Below are 16,958 nucleotides of genomic sequence, written 5' to 3' on the forward strand. Positions count from 1 at the left end.
CTGTCTGTTTCACAACATTCATTAAGTCGTCAAAAAGCCGTATGAAGTGGTTTTATTCTGGTTTCATTTTCTGCGTTAACCTAGCATCGTCTATTTCTGTGGTTTAAATGTGAGTGGACCACTCAAAAGGACCACATTGTAGTATAAAAAATTGTGATTCACTAAAAAAAGACCACATTGCAATAAAATCTACCATTAAAAGCACTATTAATTTTGATTACGCATTAAATTGTAAAACGGCCACCACTCAAATCGAGTTGGTGACCGTTTTATTATAGTTTTTTATTTTTCAGCTTTTCAAGAAGACTGCTGACTTTTTCTTTCATCTCATCGGTTTCTTCTATTAATACTTCGATTTCGTAAACTAAGTCTACTTGGCTAATTAATACGATGCTACCTTCAACTATTTCAACATTAATTTCAGTTGAAGGGATCAGTAGTTGTTTTTCTTCATTTTCACGCTCAAGAAATACATACTGGCCACCTTCGATTTTATCAAGTGTGTATTTTACTTTCGTCATTTTTCGCATGCCCAACCATCACCATCGCGATCGTGTTTCGATTCATACGCTGGGTGACCAACTCCTACCCCATTTGGATATGCTTTTCTTAATTCTGTACAATTCTTAAATCCACTTTGTACAGGTGGTGTTGGTACGACAATTGGTTTCTCAACAGGTTTCTCGATTGGTATCTCAACTGGTTTTTCAACAGGCTTGGATTCAGTTTTTTTACAACTGTTCGAAACTGCATGTGTTGATCCGTTAGTAGAAACAGTGATATTGCAATCTGTAGCAGTTTTATATATTTTTGAACTAATTGCAGTTAAATTCTTAACAACTTCTGCATGCGGATGGCCATACGAATTGTCTTTTCCATAGCTCAAAATAGTTGTTGATGGTTTCACTGCTTTAATAAAACTTGCAGAACTGCTTGTATTAGATCCGTGGTGCCCCGCTTTTAAAACACTCGCTGAAATATCATCATAATTAGACACCAAATAATTTTCAATATCTACACCAGCATCAGCCATTAACAAGAAGTCTACCTTTTTGAAACCTGTTTTAATTACAATAGAAGCATCATTAGTTTCGGCTGCCGTTGGATTTGCGTATAACACTTGCAAATAAAAATCAGAAGTCCAATTTCCAATTAAAATATCTTCATTTTTCGGCTCAATGTAATTAATATTCTGATTATCAACTAGCATTAATAATTCTGCATAAGTTTGTGTTGCATGCAAATTTCCGCTGTTCACAAAGTTACTTACTGTAAATGAATTTATTACAGATATAAGCCCACCTATATGATCCGCATCTGGATGTGTCGCTACTACGTAATCTAGTTTTTTAACACCCTTCGATTTCAAGAAAGCTACAACATCTGCACCAGCTGCTTTAGTACCTCCATCGATCAAAATATTTTTTCCGTCCGGAGATTGAATTAAAGTCGAATCACCTTGTCCAACATCGATAAAGTGCACTTGCATATTACCCGTAGTCTGTCCTTGTTGACCTAATAAAGCTAGCTTAGATTTAGATGGTGTTTCGTATTTCACTTTAGTGTTCTTTTGGATATAGTTACCTCCACCTACTCCAAACAAACCACCATGATTGCCCTTATAATTGTACACACGGTATTCTTCACCTTTTTTCATCGCACGTACAGTCGATATGGATCCATCACTTTCTAATTTAACTAGTGTTGTATCAGCTAAAATAGTTGCTTTACCAATCTGACCTAATTTTAGTTCAGTCTTACCCCACATTACTTTTCCAGTTGCATCTGCTTGTCCAACAAGTGTGATATTGAGTCCCAAAACTAGAATAAGAATTGTAAATACCTTTAAAAACCTTGATAACATTATGAATCTCCCCTTTATATCCATTTACTAATATAGTACATTTTGGTAATAACAATGTCTATAGCATTACTTAGAAATAAAAAACCACCTTCCAAATTTTAAATGGTTGGTGGATTCTTCTATCTATACTTGTTGCGTTACTCTCATTTCTTTTACATGGATTAAATTAACCGCATACTGTTCCTTTGTCATAATTAATTTAGCACCATTGATATTTTTTGGCTGTAACATTCGAACATTGTCATCTGTTTTGAAATCGAATTTTTTTCCATCATGGAACGTCACTTCTACAGCATATTTCTTCATTGACTCACCCCTTTGAAATAATATTCGAGGTAAATAAGGAAAATCCTTCTATATGCTAATAAATAATTGCTAATTATTTTACAAATAAAAAAGCCCACTCAATTAAGAGAGAGTTTTATCTTTGTAGTAAGTAATTATCGATTGGTCATTTGAACTAATCTATTCCTTTACTTTATTACGCTTAAAAGCAATAAAAGTTCCAATTATTTCAATTACATCCATATTCATTCCAGAAATCCAAAACGTCGCAATCCATCTCCTCAAAAATGACAAAATTAAACGTTCCGCTTCAACGTTATATTTGGACTAATTTAGGATATCTAATTTCCTAAGTAAGGGCTAATGACCCCTATCTTAAAGTAAATCCATCATATGGTATTTAGATTATTAAAATAAGGAGTGAATTCAAATGGTCAACCCATTAGGTCAGCCGTGGCATCAGGGTCAGCCGTGGCATCAAGGTCAGCAATGGCATCAATGGCATCAATGGCATCAATGGCAGCCATGGCAGCAATGGCATCAAGGTCAGCCATGGCAGTAGGGTCAGCCAGGATATGAGCAACATGAGTCCAATTGGATTCAAAGACATGAATTCCAACCTTATATGCAACCTGGACACCACTGGCAACAATAGAGTATTATAGTTTTTATTTTTGTTTTATAGAAGACAATTGCAAAATAAAGACTGAATTATCAAGTTTTACTAAACGCTTTTTAAATGTTCACCAAGTAAAAGGAAGAACTGATGCCTTAATATTAACCATCGAATCTTCCTTTTTTTAAATGGAACTTTTATTGAACTAACCTACCGTGTTAGTTGAAGTGTAACATTTCACAATGGATTTCTGAAATCTACTTGAGGTTTCAGATAAAAAAATAGACCATCCAAAAATGATTGCCTAGTTTAACTAAAGCACCCGTTAGCCATCCATGCAGCACAAAATAGTGCTGCACCACAGAGAATGAAAATGTTTAGATGAGTCAATACTAGTAGTCCACTGAAAAAAATAGGCTAATTAATGCACGCTCTCCTCTTTTTTTTTAACGATTGAGCAGGGTCTTTTTAACTGTTGTCATTTTCGTTTCATTGAAGAAATTTACTTTCATGGTAGTTTAATAAAAACAATCTTGTAACTTGGGAACCAACTCTTTATATTTAACAAAAAAATTTCTTATTGGAAGAACAGCAAAATAAGAAGAGACTTCTGCATTAGCTAATAGACATTCATCATAAATCAAGCTAATATTCAACGACCTTTGAGGTTTTATCTCACTTTGCGTTAGTGATTTTGCCAATTCTACATATAATTTTTGTCCTGTTTCATCGATAGACCTTTCTACCGAAAAACGTCCTGCAAAGCTATCCCACCACACTTGAAATGATTTGTATATTTCAGCATACTTCTTTAAACTATCGGAATTAATTACGAATAATCTTTGATAAAACAAATCCTTTTCTTCATGAAAAATTTTCATATCATTACTATGAGGTTTAGATATTCTTTCTGCAATTTCACCCCATAAATCTTTATACTTTAATTCAAAATCTTTATTAAAAGCTATTTTTAATGGAAAAAACGGGTATTTGTATTCTTCGTTACTCTGATTTTGATTGAGAAAAATATTTTGTATGTATATCAAAAAATTCAAAGTATAAGATGCATCTGTTGTCATCAATAATGAATTTCCCAATTCTCTTCCTCCTTTTTCGCAACACTTATTATTCCATTTTTAGGAATAATAATCAAACATTCTTATTCAACTAACCTGTCCCGTTAGCCATCCATGCAGCACAAAATAGTGCTGCACCACAGAGAATGAAAATGTTTAGATGAGTCAATACTAGTAGTCCACTGAAAAAAATAGGCTAATTAATGCACGCTCTCCTCTTTTTTTTTAACGATTGAGCAGGGTCTTCTTAACTGTTGTCATTTTCGTTTCATTGAAGAAATTTACTTTCATGGTAGTTGAAGAAGAAAATTATACCAATTGATATTATTGTACATGAAAAGGCAAATAAAAAAAGCCCTACTCAAATTAATGAGCAGGGTTGCGATGAATTCGGTATTCGTTGGACTTTTAAAACACGCATTAATTAATAGCATTAATATTGCAAGAGCTTTCAATAACCTTTTATTCATATAACTAACTCTCACAATCATTTAGTCCGGCTCACAAGCCCAACCATCAAAGTTTTTATCCAATTTAAATTGGTAAGATTGATGCCCAATCCCAACACCATTCGGATAGAATTTTCTTAACTCTGTACAGTTTTCAAACCAATATGAAGTCTCCTCATAGTAATATTCAATCTCATGAATTTCTCCTTGACCATAATCAATAAAGTGAACCTCTAGTGGTTGATTATTTACACTATTTAATAGCTCAAGTTTACTTTTGGACGGTGTTTCGTATTTAACAGTTCCATTTTTCTGAACGAAAAGACCACCGCCAATTCCAAAAAGTCCATCATCATTACTTTTATAAGAATAAACTCGATATTCCTCTCCTTTTTTTAGAGTACGAACTACTTTTGAATTTTTGTCTAGCAGGCTGGTGTTACTCAAAATAGTGATTTTACCTAACTGACCTTGCTTTAGCTCTGTTTTACCCCACATTACTTTTGTAGCAGCATTAGCCGTTTCGGTGTTATAAATACTAAAACTTAACATCAATACAATTAGTAAAATAACCTTGATTCCCTTTGTCAACATTATATATCTCCTCCGTTTCAATTTACTTTTATAGTACATTTTGGAAATATAGTTGTCCATATATTTATCTGAAAATAAAAAAAAGCCCCACTCAAATTAATGAGCAGGGCAAGAAATTTCTTAATTATCTTATAGAGTTCTATTCGACATCGTTTTTCTTAGTGTGTTCCATTTCACTAATTATTGAGTTTAAAACAAATAATATAGAATTGATTCTTCTTTCTTTCAAAGTAGTTAATTTAAAAATGCTTTTAACACCCCTTGTAATAACCATAATAAGCGCAACCGCTATTAGAGTATAAGAAATAATAAAAGGGAACGATAAACTATTCGGAAATGTAAGGAAGTAGACTAACATATCAGTCATTTCGTTTTTAGCGATTGATTGAGCTAATATAAATGTAATACCAGTCGCAATTATCGGAATAATAAAGGACTTTACAATAGTAGAAAAACTATTTATTTCACTCTTCACATTTTCAAGAAAGTTTCTTAATAAATAATAATCACCTATGTCTTCCCCTATGCCTTCTTTTAACTTTTCTTTTACAACTTTCAAATTCATTAACAAATTATCTACTGAAAAACCACTTAGAATGTCATAAAAATATTTTTCGTCAAAACTGGAATTGATTAACCAAACATAGAAGTGTTTTGATTTTTTAGGTTTATTATTAGTTTGTTTAAGTTTCTTAATACTAATCCATTGAACGTACCAATCATAAAAGTTATAAAGAATATCAACTAAAACTAGTAAAAAAAGAAATAAAGTATATGCAAAAACGATAAATGAATATGCGCCTAGTATATCTTTAATCCATTCATTTTTGAACCATACCAAACCTGGAATTATTAATAATGCAGTTATTATAAAGAAAAAACTCTTTAAATTCATAATTTACCTCCATTCTGTCATTACTAAATATTATGTCGTCAAGAAATCAACTATATTTACACAAATAAAAAAGCCCCGCCCACAAATAAGTGAGCAAGGGCAAGATATTATATAGATCCTTTTGATTCTAATTTGTTTACTAGAGGTGCCAGCATTGTAACTAAAGTTAAAACGGTAGGATCATTGATTTCGTAAGTTTCTGCCATTAGTCCATGTTTAACTAGTGCATCTTTCGCTTTTTGTTGTCCCGGTGTTAAAACTATTTTTTCTGGTTCCACTTTTGCTTCCTCCTTCTTTTCTACAACCTGTTTAAACTTCTCCCACAGAGCTTTGTCAACAACAAACGGTGCAGGGCAATTCTTTCCAGTTACATCAAAGTGGCGATAGATTGGATGTTTACCAAACTGTTTCTGTAGCTTCTGAACAACTAATATTGTACGAGCGATTGTATCCGGATGAATCGTTCCGTCCTTTTCCATGCACATTTCAATTCCAATTGAGATTAGATTAGCATTACCTCCTAAATAGAAAGGTGCAGTCGCTTTTAATGATGGAATTAATGGTCCTTCTTTTCGTTCATTTGCGTGGAAAGCTACTTCATCCAATGGTATTAGCTCAAGTGCCTTGTTACGGTCCACAAAGATATGTGCACTTGCAAAACGTTTTTTAACTGTAGGTAGCTTGTTGTTTGAATCTGGTAATGTGCTATTAAAGTAAGTAAAGTGGTTATCTGCTGTTCCACCATTATTTGCTGTGTAGTGTATGACTTCTGCAGCAACTCTCAATAACTTGTTCCCTGTACGAGTTGTATGGTGTTTTTTAATATGTTTTACCTCATAGTTTAGGACAACCATTACTTCACCCCGTCTCTTCTTTGTTGAGATCGTGTCAATTTAGCCTCTAACTCCGATTGGACCCAATCTGTTATTTTGTTCAGAATACCTTCTGGAACCCAAGCTCCCCATCCTGCTCTTATCGAATTTGCCGTCATAGACTGGATGACGTGATAAAGTACTCCGAACGCTAATAATCCAAATAAAACACCTGGTGCACCTAAAACCTTGTCTAATAGATGACCACCTGCCGGTAATAGTAAAATAAAAAATGAACGAAATACACCGTCGATTCCGTACTTGCTTGCATACGTGCCATCTTTCTTCGAAGCTCTTATACCAGCAATCCAATCCATTACTAAGAAAAATAAAAGCGCAGTCATGGTATACATAACTGCCTCGCCTATACCATACATAAATTCAAATATAGGCATTAAAATTGCACCTGAAACTACAGCTAAAAAACTTCCTGTTGAAGATAAATATTTTTCCAATATGTTCACTCCTATTATTTTTTTGTACATAAAAAGAGCACCCTAATGGATGCCCTTTTGTAGCTAAAATTTAATTTTTTTCGTTCTTCTGTTTACTGAAAATGCCTCATTGCAAATTTGGCATACGTATCTATTATTCTTAATTTCGTAGACAACATGGCCTTTAGGACAAATGTACACACCATTTTCATAACGTAAAACTGCGATACTTTTATCTTTTAAACTTTTAACCGTTATGTTAATCATAGTCATACCCACCCCTTTTATCCCATAATTCTACAAAAGAGTTAAAATACCTTCTAAATTCCAGAAACTTTCTTCGACATTTCTTTGTTCCAAAGACAAAAAAGAACGCTCCGATTGGAACGCTCTTATAAAACATCTATATAATTTTCCCATTTACACCCCATTAAGAAAGCCTCTTTTTCTTTCATTGAATATTCATCCTTGGAATTTCGAGCTGTTAGTATATCGAAAACCCTTTCAGAAGCAGAAGAATTTCTTGAGAATGTAGATGTTTCTATCATATGTTGGACATCAAATTCTTTCAATATAATGTCGTTAGGAAACCTAGCCGCTGAAACGATGGCTAAAGATTCATCTAATGTTGGTTTTTCCTTATCTATTATAGGTGACTTATCTTTCCAAAAAGAAAGATGAGTCATATTTATCTCATCTATATCTGCTTTTAGGCTTTCCTTCTCCATTTCTATCTTAAAAATCATTAATTGTTCATCTTCATCACTAAAATATGATGTCTTATTAGCGTAATAAACTGCTAGAGCAATATCATTAGTTAAATAAATATAACCATCTGTTGAGGGTAACGGATGATCATCATCATATACTCTTTTTATGCTGGTAGCCTTCAACATTCCATCATTTAATATTTGATCCCCTCTTTTTTTAGATGTTCCATGATACATTGAAATTTTCATTTCATTCACTCTCCTTTTCATCCACAATTCGACAAAAGAGGAAGGAATCCTTCTAAACTATTAAATAATTCTTACGACGCTTTATGTTCCTAAGTTGAAAAATGGCATAAAAAATAACGCTAGCTTAAGCTGCGTCTAATTGTGTTGTTAACTCTTCATATTGAGGTTGGGTAATGCGATCTCCAACTAAGAAAATATCTAGTTTTTGTTGCATATCCTCTTTAGTTGTGTAAGATTGTCTTTCAATTTGTGATTTACATGCACGATAAGTTAAGTTCATTTTGCATTCTCCATTCTATTTTTTATAGTCCTAATTCGATCATTGTTACTCGATAATCGACATCTACAAGATAGTCCATCATCATTTCAGTTTCTGTCGGTTCGGGCAATACTTCCGGTTCGGTCGGGTTTTCGTCATACCATTTTTGTTTTCTAGTAATCTTTTCTTCCACTATCCCATGTTCATTTGTTCTTGTTTGATATATTCCATACTCATCTTCTGTAGTTACCCAATCGTTACCGTTGTTCACTTCATTCCCCATAATTCCACCACCCCATTATCAAATACTCTATTCAAGCTATTAGTCAATGATACTTTGCTTATAGTAGGGGTATTAGCCATAGCAAAAGTTATAAAACTTGAAGGGGAAGCAAAGCCATAAGCATATCCGTTTGATTCTAAAACTACTGCTTGTACCACTTTAACTAGTTTTACGTTACCTTTTGCGTACCCCCTAGGATTGCTATACGGCACAGTCGAAAGTTGATTATTAGTGCCGAAAAGCGTTACAGTATTACCATTAAACCTAGTACCACTAAAAATATCATTGTTATTGATAGAAAATACTGGCGCCCACATAGCGCCGGGCTCTTGTATAAATATTTGATTATACCTAAATTCTAGTTCTGTGTACTCGTCTAAACCGCTAAAACTAACTGTGTTTAATCCAGTGGCATTAACTTCCCCTATCTTCACCATCTTACCGGGAATAGTACCATCCGAACCTATGCCCACATACCCACCTGGTACGTTTTTCATGGATTCAGAAATGAACATATCCCAAGGTTTCCAAACACCATTAACTTTCAGCCTTGTGAAAGAAGGATTGTCAACAGGTGCATCTAAAGAATAAGCAATTTGCCTTTTGAATCCATCGTTATATTCATAATGTTCTATAAAGAATCCATGTGGACCAGGTGCGTTAATCAAGCCACCGCCGGAATATTTACCACTTTTATTTAAAGTGTTTAAGTCTGCACCTGATATGTCTTTAACTGCATAGCCTACTCCGAACTCTCGAGCGTAGTTTATAGCGGCTTCTTTTGCATCCTTCACCGCTTTTTCTGTAGCGGCTTTCGTTTCGAGTGCTCCGTCTATCTTGTTGGATAGTTGCACATGCCCCGCTTTCTCCAAAGTCGCTTTTTCAGCCTTATGCGTCGCAAGAGCTTGTTGTAAATCAGCTAATTCTTGCTCTAATTCTTCCGTTCCGCCACCCGCTTGAAATTCTTCCAAGCATTTATATATTCGGCTAAAAAGCCAATTCATGTGTTGAGCACTCGGCTTCATTCCTGGTTGCCAACCATCTGTTTTTAATGATGCAGGAGGTTCTACACCAACCGCATTCCATATTGGTAAATTTTCTGCCATGTGTTTGCCTCCTTAAATCGGTAACTCTTGATCAGTTGCTGGTATATAGACAGCTCCTAGATATCCACCAATCGATTCATCGTTTACATCCCCAAAGCCTTTCATGTTGTCGATAGCATTTGATTCGTCTCCAAACTCGAAGGTACCTGATAACTCTATTACGCCAACTTTCACACCTGCAGCTACAGTTTTTTGAACAATACGCACAAAGTTCATCGGATCCAATCCAGCTTCGTTAATTTTTGTTAATGGTAATTCTATTAATTTGATTGCCGCCGGTTCTGCTTCATTAACATCATTCCATTTTTCCACTATCTTAATAGTCGACGGATCAGTTGATAATGCTATCGATATGACTTGTATTATAGTATTGATTGTTCCGTCAGATAGATTTCTGGCCATTTTAGACTTTAATAAAATGCGATAGACTTCATCTGTCGCAACACCACGATCTTGTATTACATTTTCGCCTATTAAATCAAGTGCTTTTCCTTGCGCTTTCTCGATATCACGCCACAATAAAATTTGTTTGTTGGTTTTCTCCAACTCTACTAATTCATCAGAGAAAATGCTTATAAGTTTTGATAGATTAGAGGTAGGATGCTTTGCAAAATAATCTGCAAATCGTTTAATGATAAGTTTTGTACTAAACATTTACTGTCACCTCTATATTAGCTGCATCAGCTTGAGCAACCTGTTGCATTCCAATGATTAAATTTGTTTCACTGTAATTTGTACCGTCAGCGGATAATTGAATTGTTACATCTTCAATACCAGTAACTTGATATGTTCTTGCAATTAAACGAGATTCAATCACGTCATCACCCATATTAAGACCTGCATAAACAGATGAATCTATATCCGTTCCACCAATATATTTGATTAGTACAGATTTAGTTTTTTCAATTCCGTCGCTAGGAAAAGAGTTATTTGTTGCTAGAGCTACTTTAATATAAATAGGCACTTCAATTGCTCGAGTAAATCCTATTTGTTGAAGATTTTTGCTATCGTCAATCACATCGACATAAGTAGTTCCATATGGTTGAATTCCTCCGGCTTTCTTTTCAAACACAGCTATTGCAACTTCTTCATCAGTGCCGCCTAATACAAATGCCTGGATAGACCTCTTTGGTGTTCCGTATGCATCTGGAACATCTCCAAAGTTTTCAATCACAGTAGCTGCACGAATGGAAGGAATCTTTAGCAAGTTAGTTCTGATAGCGTTAGTAGTTGCAGAGCCCATACCTTCAACCGTTATAGACGCTCGTTCTCGAGCCTCTAAATCTGTTTCTTTTTCTCGTCCACCTTTTGTATCTGAGATATTTGTAACGCTTGTAACATCTGCGTCTGGATTAACTATTTCTGTAATGGTGTTAGCTGCAACATTACCAATACTACCTAGCTCTACTGCTTTAATTTCCACGATTGCTTTTCCATTCGAACCTAGTACAACATCTTCTGTCGTTTCAAAAAAATTATCTAAATTATTCTTAGAAACTAAAAAACCAGCACTCACCAAATGATTAGGTGTGCCGGTTATTTCTAATGCGCCAAAAGCATATTGATCTAAATTCCGTGTTATACCTGCATACGGTAGTAGCATATCAAGTTGCGCTCCATCTGCTGTCTTGCGATATGCAGAATAGTAAACATTTTCATTATCCTGCCACGCTAGAGACAAGAACCATGCCATTATTCGAAGTAGAATACCTAAAACTGAACGTTCTGTAATATTCGCATTCTCTCCAAACTTTTCTTTTGCCTTTGCAGACATATCCGTTAACAAATCATCATAATTTTTTCGTTTATAACCATTGCGATCAAGTGCCACCAATAGGCACCTCCTCACTTAATGTTTGGCCGTCAATTAATTGCACATTATATTTCACGCTTAATTTTCTTAATTTGCGATCCTGAACTATCTCAACATCATTTATTATGTCCACTCGCTCTTCTTGACCAATTACACGAATTATTTCAGAACGTATTTCTTCATCTGTTGGCTTTTCTAATATCTTCATAAAATCTAATCCTAAATCCAAGTTTAAAAACCATTCTTTGAGGTTCGTTGATAGGGAGATAGTTAATACTTGTTTAACCTCTTGAACACCCTCTATCAGCTTAAAATCACCATTTTCAAAGAGTAAATCTCCATCATCAGTTAACTCAATAGTTTTCATTCACTCACCTCACAATAGCCCTACAATAATCGCATCGTGGACATCAAATAAGCGGGATGCACCAGGATAAACAAGCTTTCCTTCTGCTGCATCATCAATAGCACGTTGGCAAAACACCGCCAATACAGTATCTCCAACGCTCAATGCTGGCACATATTCTTGTGTAGCTCCGCCGTTTACTTTGTATTTTTGCTTTAGAACAGGAACATCTTCTAGTACAGAAAGCTTCTCAGGTGGTCTATTCATTTCTTTTACCATGAATAAAGGTTGAATCTTGGCTGTTCGAGTATTTTCGTTGTAAGCAAGGACTTTACAAGGCATACAGGTATTAATTGATAGGAGTATCTGATTTTTAAAATTAGCATAAAACTCGGATGAATTACTCATGCAATCACCTCGACTTCTGAATAATAAGCATCCCCACGTCTATAATGTTTACCTTTACGCACCCTAAACTTTCCTTTTACAAATAATGATTGTAATTCAATAATAGAAGCAGTATTCATGCGATATTGAAGCAAGGACTTAACTTTATAACCTTTAACCACCTTGCCATCCCTTTCTTCCTCAAAATACTCTGGTGAGCCAATTAAACCTGTGTCCGATTTAAGAATAAATTTAGTGTTATCTCCCTCTTTTATAGAGCGAATATAAACATTAGAACGGCTTATATAGAAGCTAGCCTCACAATCTTTGGCGATTTTTTTCATTGCATCAACAATAGAACCGTTAACCGAGAAACCTTTTTTATAAACAACATTTTTCGGTAACTTTATAACAGCTATTTTTAGGCCAAGTGCTTTTGCTAGCTCTTTTAATATTTGATCGCCTTTGATTCCCTTTTTGAAAGCTTTTTTCACCGTTTTCTTGTCGTTAATAGGTTGGCTATCAATTACTGAAATCTTAGTTGCTCTATCAGCTCCACCCTTTTCAGATGATACTTTAGTCATAAAGCCTGAAAGGATAACCCCTTTGTCGTCCCTGTATCCTGCATTTATCGTTACTTTTACACCCTTTTTGAGCTTACTCAAGGTAGTATCAGATAAGTTGTATATTACAATTTCACTCATGTTTGGATCTGGATCATCGTCAAAAGGAATATTAAATTCTATTTCTAACGATTCACTAGACATCTTCAAGTCGCCTATTACAAGCTCTGTGACACGTCCAAATTGAATTGTACTCATTAGTCATTCACCAACCTTAAAAACACTGTCTCATTAAGATTTTCAAAGGTCACAAGTTGTTCTTGTCCTGATTCATCTATCGGAATAATCGTAGGACCAGGAAAGCGTGAATCAAATACTTCAGAAAACAATGGCACGCCATATGTCATTTTTTCACCATAAACTAATACTTCACCGTCTTTATATAGATCAAGAGTAAAAAAATCATGCTGTAAGTTATAATTGATTTCAATTTCAAATAACTCTGCACCAAGCTCAATTTCAAAGCGATAAGGAATGAGCTCTTTTTCTATTTCGATATATTCAAAGTTCACTCCTCATCACCCCACTTTTATTTTTACTCCAATAGGAATTTGCTTCGCTGGATAGCTATTGTTCTTTTGTACTTCTTGCCACTTTGCACCGTATTTCTGTGCAATACCTGAATAGGTATCCCCTTTTTTCGTTACATGATAAATAGGAGATTGTTTTTTATTTACCGTTTGCTTACGCCCTACAGAAGAAACACCAGCAACTGCCGTTTTTGTTTTTTTTGGAAGCGATACATAAGAAGGTGCTGCAAATCTCACTTCTTTTAGTGTCATGCTGAAGTTAAAACCATTCATTATCTTTGAATCGGCATCATAGGAAAAGGCCGCAATCATCAAATTGTGATAGATTCTGCGACCTTCATAATTAACAACAGTTCCTTTTGTTTCAATTGTCGATAATCTTCCTAAAAGTGTTTCTAACGATGTATTATCTGGGCGTATGAGCTTACCGCTAATCGAAAGAACTACCGGTTTTCGTTCCACATGATCAGTGAGATTGATTCCCTTCTCGACCGGATGAGATGGCAATTCAACGTCATTCTGTAAACTTTCTTTTTCTACATGAATTTGTATACCGTTTATTTTTGCCATCCTACTATCCCTCCATTACTACAGGGAATATAGTGCTTAAATCACTATACCAACCCTCTAATTCTTCTTTGATACTTCGACCAGTTTTTTGAGGATTGTCAGATCCTTGAACAATTATTTGTACTGGTGCATGTACGGTAGAACTTGATGTTCTATTAGTAATAGGAGCTGCATTGTTATAGCTGGCTCCATCAAAATCCAATGTAGGATCTGTACCATCACCTTTTAAGATTCCAGCATTCCGCAAAGCATCTGCTTCATCTGCTGGCAATACCGCTTCATCTTTGTGTAAGAGAGCTGGCATTTCATCATAAGGAACACGACCAAGACCTACTTCAAAACCAGGGAAATTTGCGGTAATTTTTGAAATAACACCGCCTATCTTTCCACCAATATCTAATTTTTCAGCAACTTTACTAAATCCGCTAAACTTTTTTATTACCCATTCAACTGCATCAGCAATTCCGTTAAAAGCCCACGTAAGTCCATCTAAAATCGGTTTTGCTACATTCCACATTTGATTCAGCGAAACAGTAGCCAAAGGTAACATCGGTACAATGATTTCTGATACTAAAAACTTAACTGCACCTGAAACACCAGAAAATAAACTACCAGCTATACGCAATATTGGAGAAATAACATTAAATACTGTTTCAATTACTGATTTTGCAACAGGCATCATTGGCACAATGACACCATCGATCAGTCCTGCAATTATTGCTTTTAATGTATCAAAATGATTCATAGTTCCACTAACAATGTTCGAAATGTAATCCATTGCAGTGCCAATAAACTCTTGAGCCACTGGCATTAGCGGTACTATGACATCACTAATAAATGTAGAAACAACAGCTTTCCCTTTTTCAAATGCATTAAAAATGGATTCTCCAAATGACATATACATATCTACAATTTCAGGAGGAATACCTAAGCTTTTTAGTAAATCCGAAACATCTCCAACATCTTTAATAGAGCTTATCGTATCTACCACTACATCTTTAAATTGAAGTAGCTTATCAAATCCAGTCGAAACAAATTCCATAAATGGTCCAGGATCAATATTAGAAAGTATGTCACTCATCCAAGATAGTGCACCTACCGCTTGTTCTAATATTGGTGCGCCTGCCTTAGCCATAAAATCTTGCCAAGCTTGCTTTAAGTTCCCCATTTGGTTCTCATAAGATTCAGATTCTCTTAGAGCTTGACCTGTTGCTCCTGCAGCTTCCATCATTTTTTCTGCATATGTTAAACGAGCAAGTTGCTTGTCGGCTTCACCAAGCTTTTTCCAATTCAATCCAAGTTCTTTAGAAGCAAAACCTGCAATTTGCGTTTCATTTGCAAAAAGCCCGATGGATTCTCCACCCTCGTAGTTCCCTTTAATAAAGGAATTGAGCGAACTATTTGCATCCTCAAACGATTTGTCATAGAAGGCTGCCGCATCAGCAACAGCCGTAACGGCTCGTTCAGATGCCACCATTGCATCTTCTGTCTCAAGTCCAAGACCTTTAAACATCGAGGTCATAGAGGTGTAAGCTGGCTTAATTCGATTCGGTAACATTCCGAAGCTGTCTCCTAAACTATCAACTACACCTTGAGCTTGTACATCTAATTCTTTGAACACTTGGTCGAACTGTGCTTCTATTGCTTGAGCGCTAGCTGCCGCCTCGATAGCTCCTGTTGTAAACTCTTTCAGAGCTGCACCGATTCCAAGAGCCATTAAAGCAGAACCTACACCTAGGACAGCTTTTTTGAAAATATTCATACCTTTGTCCGCTTTTTTCACTTCGCCATCCAGGCGATTCAAATCAGTATCATCTAAGTTTTCTACTTCGTCCGTTGCGTCCCTAATAGAGTCTTCTAAATCACCAAATTCGTCTCCTAAATCTCCTACTTCATCCAATACATCAACGATAAGAGAAGGATCTATTCTTCTTAAACTTGCTATTACGGCATCTACTTTTCTATCCAATTCAGCTAATGGACCATCATCGATATCCATTCCTACAGCGACGCCTAATTCTCGTAGTAAGGACAAATCAACCACCCCTCGCTTCATTTAACCGTTGGGCGTAACTATCAATAGCGGCATTTACTTCTAATAACTCATCCAGCGTCATAGTCTCAGCACGCTCAAAGCTTAATTTCCCCTCCATGATCGGACGCCAAAACACCCAATTTTCATCAACTGTTTGTCGATGTACATGAATAGGTTTAGCCCTCTTGAAAGGTAAATTTAACTGCCGCTGCCATAACTTCAGAGAATCCTCCTACTTCCTCGAAGTGTTCAAACGACACTTTCGTTCCATCTTCTTTAAAAATCACATGCTCCATCATTGCTTCATAAAGCTTTTCTCCTTGCTGCACACCATGTTCATTTTTGGATTTGTCACGCATTCTTACAGATTCACGTAGTCCTGGATGTTGAAATGTATATTTTTCTTTAGTTGTTGCTTCAAATAATTTTTGTTCACCCTTTTTAGCCATTTGCTTTCGCTCCCATTCTCTTCGTTTTAGGTTGTTTGTAATATGTCTTCTTTTCATAGCAAATTAAAAAGAGTAAGCACTTGGCTCACTCTCCTTTCGTTTTATTTAACTGTGTAGTCAAACACCTTGGCTGTATAGACACGATTTGATGCGGATTTACCATACTCTTTATCAGATGGCTTTGTAATCATAGCCTTGGTACCGCCTGTTACTTCCTTGATTTCATTATTAGAGTTAACCCAAATTGGCATTAACTTACGCTCATTTGCCAATTTATCTAAATATGAAACGCTTGGAGACGTCTGGTTTAACGTTATTTCTATCGTTCCCATATTGTCTCCATTAATAGAAACTACTGCATCACCTTGCGCTGAGGAACTCGACTCGAAATTATCATTGTCCTTCGAACACTTAACCATCGTTCCATCTGCATAACCAGTAATAAATATTCCGTCTACTGTCGTGACAACCTTTCGTGCGTCATATGTGCCGATATGTCCTGTCATTCAAGTG

22 protein-coding genes are annotated in these 16,958 nt (G+C 35.5%); all 22 read right to left on the minus strand.

Annotated features, from left to right (window positions below):
- Positions 1-272 precede the first annotated feature (272 nt).
- On the minus strand, positions 273-530 hold the full coding sequence (locus tag RUH95_RS15690) for a DUF3006 family protein (RefSeq protein ID WP_313893835.1): 258 nt from the start codon (positions 528-530) through the stop codon (positions 273-275).
- A complete protein-coding gene (locus tag RUH95_RS15695) occupies positions 518-1,864 on the minus strand; it encodes an MBL fold metallo-hydrolase (protein WP_313893836.1) in 1,347 nt (448 codons plus the stop codon). The genes RUH95_RS15690 and RUH95_RS15695 overlap by 13 nt, the downstream gene beginning before the upstream one ends.
- Positions 1,865-1,987: 123 nt before the next feature.
- Positions 1,988-2,170 carry a hypothetical protein gene (locus RUH95_RS15700; protein ID WP_313893837.1) on the minus strand — a complete coding sequence of 61 codons (183 nt, stop codon included), beginning with the start codon at positions 2,168-2,170 and terminating at the stop codon, positions 1,988-1,990.
- 1,113 nt (positions 2,171-3,283) lie between these two features.
- Positions 3,284-3,862 carry a hypothetical protein gene (locus tag RUH95_RS15705; protein WP_313893838.1) on the minus strand — a complete coding sequence of 193 codons (579 nt, stop codon included), beginning with the start codon at positions 3,860-3,862 and terminating at the stop codon, positions 3,284-3,286.
- A gap of 470 nt (positions 3,863-4,332) precedes the next feature.
- Positions 4,333-4,884: an excalibur calcium-binding domain-containing protein gene (locus tag RUH95_RS15710; protein WP_313893839.1), complete on the minus strand. Its 552-nt coding sequence runs from the start codon at positions 4,882-4,884 to the stop codon at positions 4,333-4,335.
- A gap of 139 nt (positions 4,885-5,023) precedes the next feature.
- Positions 5,024-5,779, minus strand: coding sequence for a hypothetical protein (locus RUH95_RS15715; RefSeq protein WP_313893840.1), 756 nt, complete (start codon positions 5,777-5,779; stop codon positions 5,024-5,026).
- A gap of 107 nt (positions 5,780-5,886) precedes the next feature.
- Complete coding sequence (locus tag RUH95_RS15720; protein WP_313893841.1) at positions 5,887-6,633, minus strand: peptidoglycan recognition protein family protein; 747 nt, start codon at positions 6,631-6,633, stop codon at positions 5,887-5,889.
- Positions 6,633-7,106 (minus strand): phage holin family protein, encoded by a 474-nt coding sequence (locus tag RUH95_RS15725; RefSeq protein ID WP_313893842.1) that lies wholly within the window; start codon positions 7,104-7,106, stop codon positions 6,633-6,635. The genes RUH95_RS15720 and RUH95_RS15725 overlap by 1 nt, the downstream gene beginning before the upstream one ends.
- A 371-nt stretch (positions 7,107-7,477) precedes the next feature.
- A complete protein-coding gene (locus RUH95_RS15730; RefSeq protein WP_313893843.1) occupies positions 7,478-8,044 on the minus strand; it encodes a hypothetical protein in 567 nt (188 codons plus the stop codon).
- A gap of 124 nt (positions 8,045-8,168) precedes the next feature.
- Complete coding sequence (locus RUH95_RS15735) at positions 8,169-8,324, minus strand: hypothetical protein (protein ID WP_313893844.1); 156 nt, start codon at positions 8,322-8,324, stop codon at positions 8,169-8,171.
- A 22-nt stretch (positions 8,325-8,346) separates the two neighbouring features.
- The gene (locus tag RUH95_RS15740) at positions 8,347-8,586 is read right to left on the minus strand and encodes a hypothetical protein (RefSeq protein ID WP_313893845.1); all 240 of its coding nucleotides are present in this window, start codon (positions 8,584-8,586) and stop codon (positions 8,347-8,349) included.
- A complete protein-coding gene (locus RUH95_RS15745) occupies positions 8,571-9,692 on the minus strand; it encodes a tail fiber protein (protein WP_313893846.1) in 1,122 nt (373 codons plus the stop codon). Before RUH95_RS15745 ends, RUH95_RS15740 begins: the two co-directional genes overlap by 16 nt.
- 12 nt (positions 9,693-9,704) lie before the next feature.
- Positions 9,705-10,346: a hypothetical protein gene (locus RUH95_RS15750; protein WP_313893847.1), complete on the minus strand. Its 642-nt coding sequence runs from the start codon at positions 10,344-10,346 to the stop codon at positions 9,705-9,707.
- Entirely contained in the window at positions 10,339-11,523 is a 1,185-nt protein-coding gene (locus RUH95_RS15755) for a baseplate J/gp47 family protein (protein ID WP_313893848.1), read from the minus strand. Before RUH95_RS15755 ends, RUH95_RS15750 begins: the two co-directional genes overlap by 8 nt.
- Positions 11,513-11,872: a contractile injection system sheath initiator gene (locus RUH95_RS15760; RefSeq protein WP_313893849.1), complete on the minus strand. Its 360-nt coding sequence runs from the start codon at positions 11,870-11,872 to the stop codon at positions 11,513-11,515. The genes RUH95_RS15755 and RUH95_RS15760 overlap by 11 nt, the downstream gene beginning before the upstream one ends.
- Before the next feature lie 9 nt (positions 11,873-11,881).
- Positions 11,882-12,259, minus strand: a complete 378-nt coding sequence (locus tag RUH95_RS15765; protein ID WP_313893850.1) for a Gp138 family membrane-puncturing spike protein — start codon at positions 12,257-12,259, stop codon at positions 11,882-11,884.
- Positions 12,256-13,059, minus strand: a complete 804-nt coding sequence (locus RUH95_RS15770; protein WP_313893851.1) for a phage protein — start codon at positions 13,057-13,059, stop codon at positions 12,256-12,258. Before RUH95_RS15770 ends, RUH95_RS15765 begins: the two co-directional genes overlap by 4 nt.
- On the minus strand, positions 13,059-13,373 hold the full coding sequence (locus tag RUH95_RS15775; protein WP_313893852.1) for a phage baseplate plug family protein: 315 nt from the start codon (positions 13,371-13,373) through the stop codon (positions 13,059-13,061). The genes RUH95_RS15770 and RUH95_RS15775 overlap by 1 nt, the downstream gene beginning before the upstream one ends.
- A 6-nt stretch (positions 13,374-13,379) precedes the next feature.
- Positions 13,380-13,961 (minus strand): LysM peptidoglycan-binding domain-containing protein, encoded by a 582-nt coding sequence (locus tag RUH95_RS15780; RefSeq protein ID WP_313893853.1) that lies wholly within the window; start codon positions 13,959-13,961, stop codon positions 13,380-13,382.
- 4 nt (positions 13,962-13,965) lie between these two features.
- Entirely contained in the window at positions 13,966-15,996 is a 2,031-nt protein-coding gene (locus RUH95_RS15785; RefSeq protein ID WP_313893854.1) for a phage tail family protein, read from the minus strand.
- Between the two features lie 176 nt (positions 15,997-16,172).
- The gene (locus tag RUH95_RS15790; protein WP_313893855.1) at positions 16,173-16,445 is read right to left on the minus strand and encodes a hypothetical protein; all 273 of its coding nucleotides are present in this window, start codon (positions 16,443-16,445) and stop codon (positions 16,173-16,175) included.
- A gap of 101 nt (positions 16,446-16,546) precedes the next feature.
- On the minus strand, positions 16,547-16,951 hold the full coding sequence (locus RUH95_RS15795; RefSeq protein WP_313893856.1) for a phage structural protein: 405 nt from the start codon (positions 16,949-16,951) through the stop codon (positions 16,547-16,549).
- Between the last annotated feature and the right edge of the window lie 7 nt (positions 16,952-16,958).

It is taken from the genome of Psychrobacillus sp., from assembly GCF_032154225.1.
In the GTDB taxonomy this organism is placed as follows: Bacteria; Bacillota; Bacilli; order Bacillales_A; family Planococcaceae; genus Psychrobacillus.